The sequence below is a fragment of the Candidatus Clostridium helianthi genome, assembly GCF_045310795.1.
Classification (GTDB): domain Bacteria; phylum Bacillota; class Clostridia; order Clostridiales; family Clostridiaceae; genus Clostridium; species Clostridium helianthi.
Genome location: NZ_JBJIAB010000003.1, coordinates 284,526 through 291,439 on the forward strand (window position 1 = coordinate 284,526; position 6,914 = coordinate 291,439).

5 protein-coding genes are annotated in these 6,914 nt (G+C 26.9%); all 5 read right to left on the bottom strand.

Annotated features, from left to right (window positions below; all coding sequences use genetic code 11):
* Positions 1-427: 427 nt before the first annotated feature.
* Positions 428-2,629, bottom strand: a complete 2,202-nt coding sequence (locus ACJDTP_RS04260; RefSeq protein WP_406760592.1) for a cellulose biosynthesis cyclic di-GMP-binding regulatory protein BcsB — start codon at positions 2,627-2,629, stop codon at positions 428-430.
* Positions 2,630-2,640: 11 nt separating this feature from the next.
* Positions 2,641-3,894 (bottom strand): glycosyltransferase family 2 protein, encoded by a 1,254-nt coding sequence (locus ACJDTP_RS04265; protein ID WP_039769550.1) that lies wholly within the window; start codon positions 3,892-3,894, stop codon positions 2,641-2,643.
* 4 nt (positions 3,895-3,898) lie between these two features.
* The gene (locus ACJDTP_RS04270; RefSeq protein WP_406760593.1) at positions 3,899-5,179 is read right to left on the bottom strand and encodes a polysaccharide deacetylase family protein; all 1,281 of its coding nucleotides are present in this window, start codon (positions 5,177-5,179) and stop codon (positions 3,899-3,901) included.
* On the bottom strand, positions 5,163-6,017 hold the full coding sequence (locus tag ACJDTP_RS04275) for a diguanylate cyclase domain-containing protein (RefSeq protein WP_406760594.1): 855 nt from the start codon (positions 6,015-6,017) through the stop codon (positions 5,163-5,165). Before ACJDTP_RS04275 ends, ACJDTP_RS04270 begins: the two co-directional genes overlap by 17 nt.
* Before the next feature lie 496 nt (positions 6,018-6,513).
* Entirely contained in the window at positions 6,514-6,798 is a 285-nt protein-coding gene (locus ACJDTP_RS04280; protein ID WP_406760595.1) for a hypothetical protein, read from the bottom strand.
* Positions 6,799-6,914: the final 116 nt, after the last annotated feature.

Sequence of the window (6,914 nt, forward strand, 5' to 3'; positions counted from 1 at the left end):
TGTGCGTTGTGAAATGTGAATTGTACATTACAACAAATATAGTTTATAAAGTATTTAATTATTATTTTTCTCAATTACTATGTTATCATATTTAAATTTTTATTCAAATACGATCAGGCCTCCGAAAACATTTACTTAAAAATAATTAAAAGTTGGATACATTTATAAACATAAAATAACAAATACAAAATACTATAATTATTTTTCATAATAAGTATATTGTTCTCTTATATGCTCTATTAGTTCAATATACTTAGCGGAGATGTAGTTAAGTTATACAACTATAATTCCCTAACAGAACAGAATATGATATTAATTGAATTGTGCCAAACAGAACTACTGTTAATGGGAACAATGCAAATTACTATACAGAACCTTATTGTTATAGAATCAGTATGATGAAAAATAAACTCAATATACTAACTTATTATTTTTTATTGTATCGTCTTCTTCTACTTCCTATTTTACCTTTATCGCTCTTGTCTTTGCTTTTGTTTTTATATAAATATAGAACTATAGCAATTACTGCAAATATTATAAACAAACCTATTATTATAAGCATTATCTTAGCATTGCCGCCTAATTCCTCTACCTTTTCATAAACTGGCTTTGTAGTTTCTTTTTTCATTTTATATGTTTTAATATTCCCCTCTTCATCTATTATTGCGCAGTCTCCATTAAGTTTTTGAAACATCTCCGTTACACTTAAATAATCTAGAGAGTCCTCTAATACTTTATTATCTGGTGAGGTTAATACAAGCATTGCCTTTTGGCTGTTGTATTTTGATATATCAAATTGGAAATTTGCAATCTTATAGCTAAAAGGTTCTGTTAATTGAAGCTTTTCATTTGATAAAAATTTTGAATAGCTTTCATCATACTTAAACCATAATTTATCATTTATCTCTGGAATCAATTTATTAGTTTTTGGAGTTCCATAGACTATTATATTTTTCTTTTTATCATCAGCTGTTACATTTGAATTACTAATAACTTTAAACTCTCCATTATTGTAGGTAACATCTTTTCCTAAAAAACCAATAACTTTTTCTAATGAATTCATTTCTTTAGAACTTAGACTATCTGGAACAATCATTGCAGTATCATTAAACATTTCGTCTTTTACAAATGGTGCACTGTAACTTGAAAAATAATATCCTTCCGTATCGTTATCACCAATATATAAATATGAATCTCTTGTAACAAGGGCCCAAGGCATATCCTCTTCTCTTTTTTCACAATATGTATCTTTTAAAATTAAATCAAAACCAAGCTTTATATCTAAATAGTTTGTGTAACTTATATCATTTGGTAAACTAAGCTCCAATTCATCATTTAAAGCCTTACCCTTATCAAGTTTTTTACTTCCTATAGGTGTATTATTAACGTACACTGTAACTAAAGATTTATCAAAATCAAGATTATCTGAATATCTCATAAAAATTTTAAGCTTATCGCTTTGAGAAAAAACCTTATTTTTAGGAATACTATAGCTTATTCCAGCTTCTCTTCTAAAAACACCTTTTAACTGTATTTCACCAATTCCCATATTGTCAAAAGTGATTTTTCCACTTTTAGTATCTGGAACTGTATCTACCTTTAAATCTTTATTTACTTTATAAGTATCACCACTTAACTGAGATATTAACTCTTGGTTTCCCAGTGCTTTAACTCCTCTTATTGAGTTGTCATCATCATTACACAAAATCATCATGTTTTTAATATTTGTATTTTTTGAATACAATGAATTTGATATTTTTATAAGACATTCATCACTTTGATCATTTTCTTCTGTATACTCATTAGGAAAACTATTAAATTTTCCAATAAATATATTATTGGTATTTTCTCCTTTTTGAAAATCTCCATACTTAGTTATATTTATTTTATTTTCATATTTATCATTTAGTTTTTGTAAATATGAATTTAAGATGTATGCAGCACTAAGCTCTGAATCAGTGTAATCATCTGGAATTATAATTAATAAATCCTCTAAATCACTATCATTATCATGATTTTTTAAAAATGGATATGGAAAATCAGATATTTTATTATTGGAAATAATATTATTAAAGGTTGTTTTTATGTTAGTACCATCTTTTATTACAAACCAATTAGCTGAATTAACATCATCTACACATGGGTCCTCAGATGATCTTAAGTAAGCTTCTATTTTTAATTCACTAGATCCAGTTTTTATTAGCTCCTTTGGTATAGATACCGTTAACTGCTGAACCTCTGAATCTGCTCTGTAATAAACTTTTTGAGAATAAAAAGGCGTTCCATTAACAGATAATTTTATATAGGAATTTTTACTATTATCAATTAATTGATTTATAGAAAAATTCACTTGAACTTCAGCTTTAGTATTTTCCCACCATTTATCTACATTGAAATATATACTATGACTTGAAAAAGTTCCATTAAAGGATATGTCATTACTTAAACTATAAGTTTTTATACTTTCAGTTGTTTCTATATTATTTCCTTCAGATGCAGCAAATACTTCAGCACCTGTATTAAATATCAAAATCGCTGTAGAAAAAATAAAACACACGAAAAAAAATAATACTCCAAAGATGTGCTTTTCATTGTTCCTCATTACTTTATTTGAAATATATCCTTTCATGCTGCTCCTCCTTAAGAAAATCTTTCTGTCTTATACCACTTTGCTTCCTTTTTCAATACAACATCCCTTATATAATTGTAAAAACCAGCCACCGAAACTATAGCCCACATTTTGCAATAAGTAAAATAGCTTAAAAATATAATCAATACATTTTTTACATTCAATTCTCCTTTTTCCGTTGAAATTGCTACCATTACTGATAAGACAAATACTAATAATGCCATAAACCATAAAATAATCTCATACCCTCCAATATGAAGTTCAATTAAATTTGCTCCTCCAAGCAAAAATAAACAGTCTGATATTACACTTGCAGATAAAAAAAAGAAATAAACCAAAGTATAATATAGAATATCAAATTTTGTCACTCCTGCTTCTAGTCCAAATAAATATTTCAGATTTTTTATTACTACATATATATTTCCTTTTGCCCATCTGTTTCTCTGCTTAAACCATACTTTAATAGTCTGAGGTTCTTGTTCGTAAGTTACTGCAAGAGGCATAAATTTTATTTTATATCCCATTCTGTAAATTCTAAAGCTGACTTCTGTGTCTTCTGTTATAGCCTTCGTATCCCAACCTCCCATTTCTTCCATCACTTCTCTTCTAACTACAAAATTAGTTCCTGGAATGGTGCAAAGTTTAAGCATATACCATCTTCCTGCCTGCGCCATCCATTGATATGTAAGAGTTTCTATATTAACAAAGTTTGTAAGTAAATTTACATCCTTATTTCTGCATCTAAACTTTCCAATAACTGCTCCTAATTTCTTATCTTTTATCAAAGTCTGCACCAAATACTTAAGAGCATTTTTATCAGGAGTATTATCTGCATCATAAACCGCTAAAATTTCTCCCTTGCTTCTTTGAAGACCTATGTTTAAAGCATTTGATTTTCCTTTTCCCCCTATTATATTATCAGTATTAATCACTATAAGATTTCTGCCATAATAAGTTTTTTGGACATTTTCAAGTACATCTTTAGAATTGTCGCTTGAATTATCATTTATTACTATAATTTCATATTTATCATTTGGATAATCCAATTCTAACAAAGAAATTACTGTCTTTTTTATTACTACAGCTTCATTATGAGCTGGAACTAATATTGATACAAATGGATAGCTTTCAAGCTCTTCATACATATATTCCTTGTTTACTTTTGAATAATACATATATCCGGCTATTACTAATATCACATTCATAAAAATTGTTATCCATATTACTATGAGTGAATATATAACTAAATAATCTAAAATATTCATACCATTATTTAAAAAACCTTTTTCTTTCTATATTTCTGCTTATTATAAGTATTCCTATAAATATTATTAACGCTGCTCCGCTGAATATTTCCAATCTTCTATTAGTAAAAGTTAAATCCTTTTTAATTGGATTTTCTTTATTAATTGTTTTATTAACAGCACTTTCATATTCTTCTGCATTAATAAATCTATCCTGAGTTACTTCTTGATTGTTAAGAAAAACTCTTCCATGATCATTCTTAATTTCACTTCCAAACTTTATATAAGAACTTATTTCATTACTTGGAATAAGATTAATTTCTTTACTTAAAACTTTATTAACATTATTTTCAAATTCTTCTAAATTGCAGTTACTTTCTATTTTTATTGCGTTTTTACTGCTTATTTTTTCATTACTAATATAGTCATTTAAATCAACTTTTTGAATAAAATTGGTATAAGCTTTGATCTCATAATTATCTATATCAATGTTAATATCTTCATTGTGATTTAGAAATAAAGTATCAGTACTTTCTAAAATACTTTTCAAATCTTCTCTATAGAGCAATTCTTCATCAGCACTTATTCCAACTGGATAAATCCAATAATTAGTATAATTCTTAAAGGCTTCTTTGAGTTTATCTCCAGTTATTTTTCCACTTGTATCTGTTCCATTTACTCCTTTAGAATTAATTATAGGAAACTTAAGTATTACTTTTCCTCCATTTGCCTGTGCATATCTTAAGGCTTCTGAAAATCTGCCCATAGCCTTCAAATTTTCATTTACAAATACCGGCGCTGCTTCTATAAAAAATTTAATTCCCTTATCTTTTAAATAATCTATTTCGCCTATTAAATTATTTAAATCATTAAAAGGAGTTACATTATCAAGATATAAATAAGTTTCAGCTTTTAATTTCAAATCCTTTTTATCTAAAAGTTCAGAAGATTTTTTAATCCAGTTAACCATTCTTCCATATGATTTTAATTCCTCTCTTAATGCTTCTATACTATGATTTTCTTCCTCTATATTTAAAATGAATATTTCATTGTACTGCTCTAAATCTTTTGAATTATTTATATTAATTTTAGCTATGTTAATTTCCTTTTCTTTTGATAACTGACTTTTAACTAAAGCACTTAATAAATTTTTTTCACTTCCATATTCATTACTTTTATCATACAAAATAAGTATTTTCTCGTTTTCTCCATAACATTTCATGGGGGTAATAAAATACTCAGCGCCTATAAAGCAAATTAAAATTGTTATAACTCTATAAATAAAACATTTATTCATATATATCATATTCCAATTCCTTCTCTGCCAGTCTAATGAGTTCCAACGGATCTTTTATAGAATTATCAAATGTATAACTGCCAATTTGAATATCAAGCTTCACCTTTTTATAATGAGATCCTTTAGTAAAATCATATTTATTAATGTTCTCTCTAAATCTCTCCTTTACTACTTTAGCTCCACTAATATCAGTAATTGTCAAAAAACCAAAAGTCTTATCATCTATTATATATTTAATATCTTCCTCTCTTAAGCTTTTTTCAAGAACCTGACTTGCCTGAATTAGTAAAAACTTATACCCTTCTTTTCCTAATATACTTCTAAGTTTTTCTGCAAATTTAATCTTTACAATAAGTAAAGTAACAGGAATTTTATGTCTTGTGCTCAACTTCATATATATTGGCAACTCCATTAAAAGAGCTCTTTGATTTTTAATATTTGTTTCTTCATCTATCATGACTAATTCTGAATTTTCATTTATTAAACTTTCATTTTCTGTTTGAAGAGCAAAAATATTTCTTGAAACTAAAGACATTAAAATAGCTGTACTTGGAATTAGAAAAATCCAGTAATATGAATAAAAATCAATATTTATATTTCCCAAGAAATTTAAATATAATTTGTAACTCATATAAACAAAATCAGCTGCGAGAGTAACAACCAACGCTAAGGTAACATTAGTATAATAACTTACAAGAGCTATTATCATTACAACTTCGAGCATAATATAATTTTCAAAAGAATTGTCTAATTCAAAGACTTTATAGCTTAAACATAAAACAAAGAAATATGCTATAAGTATAGTTATTAGGATATCAACTTTTTTTCTTACATTAACTAGTTCCACATATCATTCCTCCAGTTCAAAACACTTGAAAGTGAATACAAAATCAAATTTTACTTATTGTTTCTTTCATATACAGATAACCCAAGTATGAATTAGACTTATACATATAGCCAACCGAAAGTAAAAACATTGTTGCTTCGCAGGACTATAAAAATTTCGCTGAAAGTGCTAAATTGCAGGTTGTCGCCACTCGTGCTTGCTCCCACTTTCAGTGTGACAAGCACAAGTGGAACAACCTACAATAAAGCACCTTTAACAGTTCATTTTTAAATGCCTGCTGCGCAAAAATGTTTCTACTTTCTAGTATGGAATATATTTCAAAGTATAAATCAAACTCTCATTTTCAAATGTTTTCTCCATATTATGACCCTTGTGGTTACAAATATATTTATGATTTCTAGTAAAGATATGAGCTTAATAGCTTAAACATATATGTTGTAGAAATATTACAAGAATTTCATCCGCAATTGTGCATTGTGAATTGAAACATATATATCTATTGTTTTTGGGGTTTTATCTTAGCCTGATGCTTTTTTAATTTTATAGATATAAAATATATTATAATTAAATCAAAACTCATATTATACATGAAAACATGCTTAGCTAAGTCTGCATCTCCTGCCCCTATAACAGATATTATAATTTGAGATATTCCAACTAGGAATATATAAAAATATGTCTCTTCTTTAAAAATCATAGTATCACAGTTGATTCTTCTCGCCTTTATATATCTAATAGTTGAAGAATAACAATACCCTATTATCACAATAATTGATAGCACAATATTTCCTGTAAATACTTTTTCTTTTACTGTACTATATAACCCGCATTCAGCATATCATAAATTGCCAAACTTTCCATTTGAGCATTTATGATGTGCTAATTCAATTTTAGTGA

What these genes read in the sequence shown, in the direction of transcription:
- ACJDTP_RS04265 (WP_039769550.1), bottom strand. Translation starts at nt 3,894, where the DNA reads ATGAATATTTTAGATTATTTAGTTATATATTCACTCATAGTAATATGG.
- ACJDTP_RS04270 (WP_406760593.1), bottom strand. Translation starts at nt 5,179, where the DNA reads ATGATATATATGAATAAATGTTTTATTTATAGAGTTATAACAATTTTA.
- ACJDTP_RS04260 (WP_406760592.1), bottom strand. Translation starts at nt 2,629, where the DNA reads ATGAAAGGATATATTTCAAATAAAGTAATGAGGAACAATGAAAAGCAC.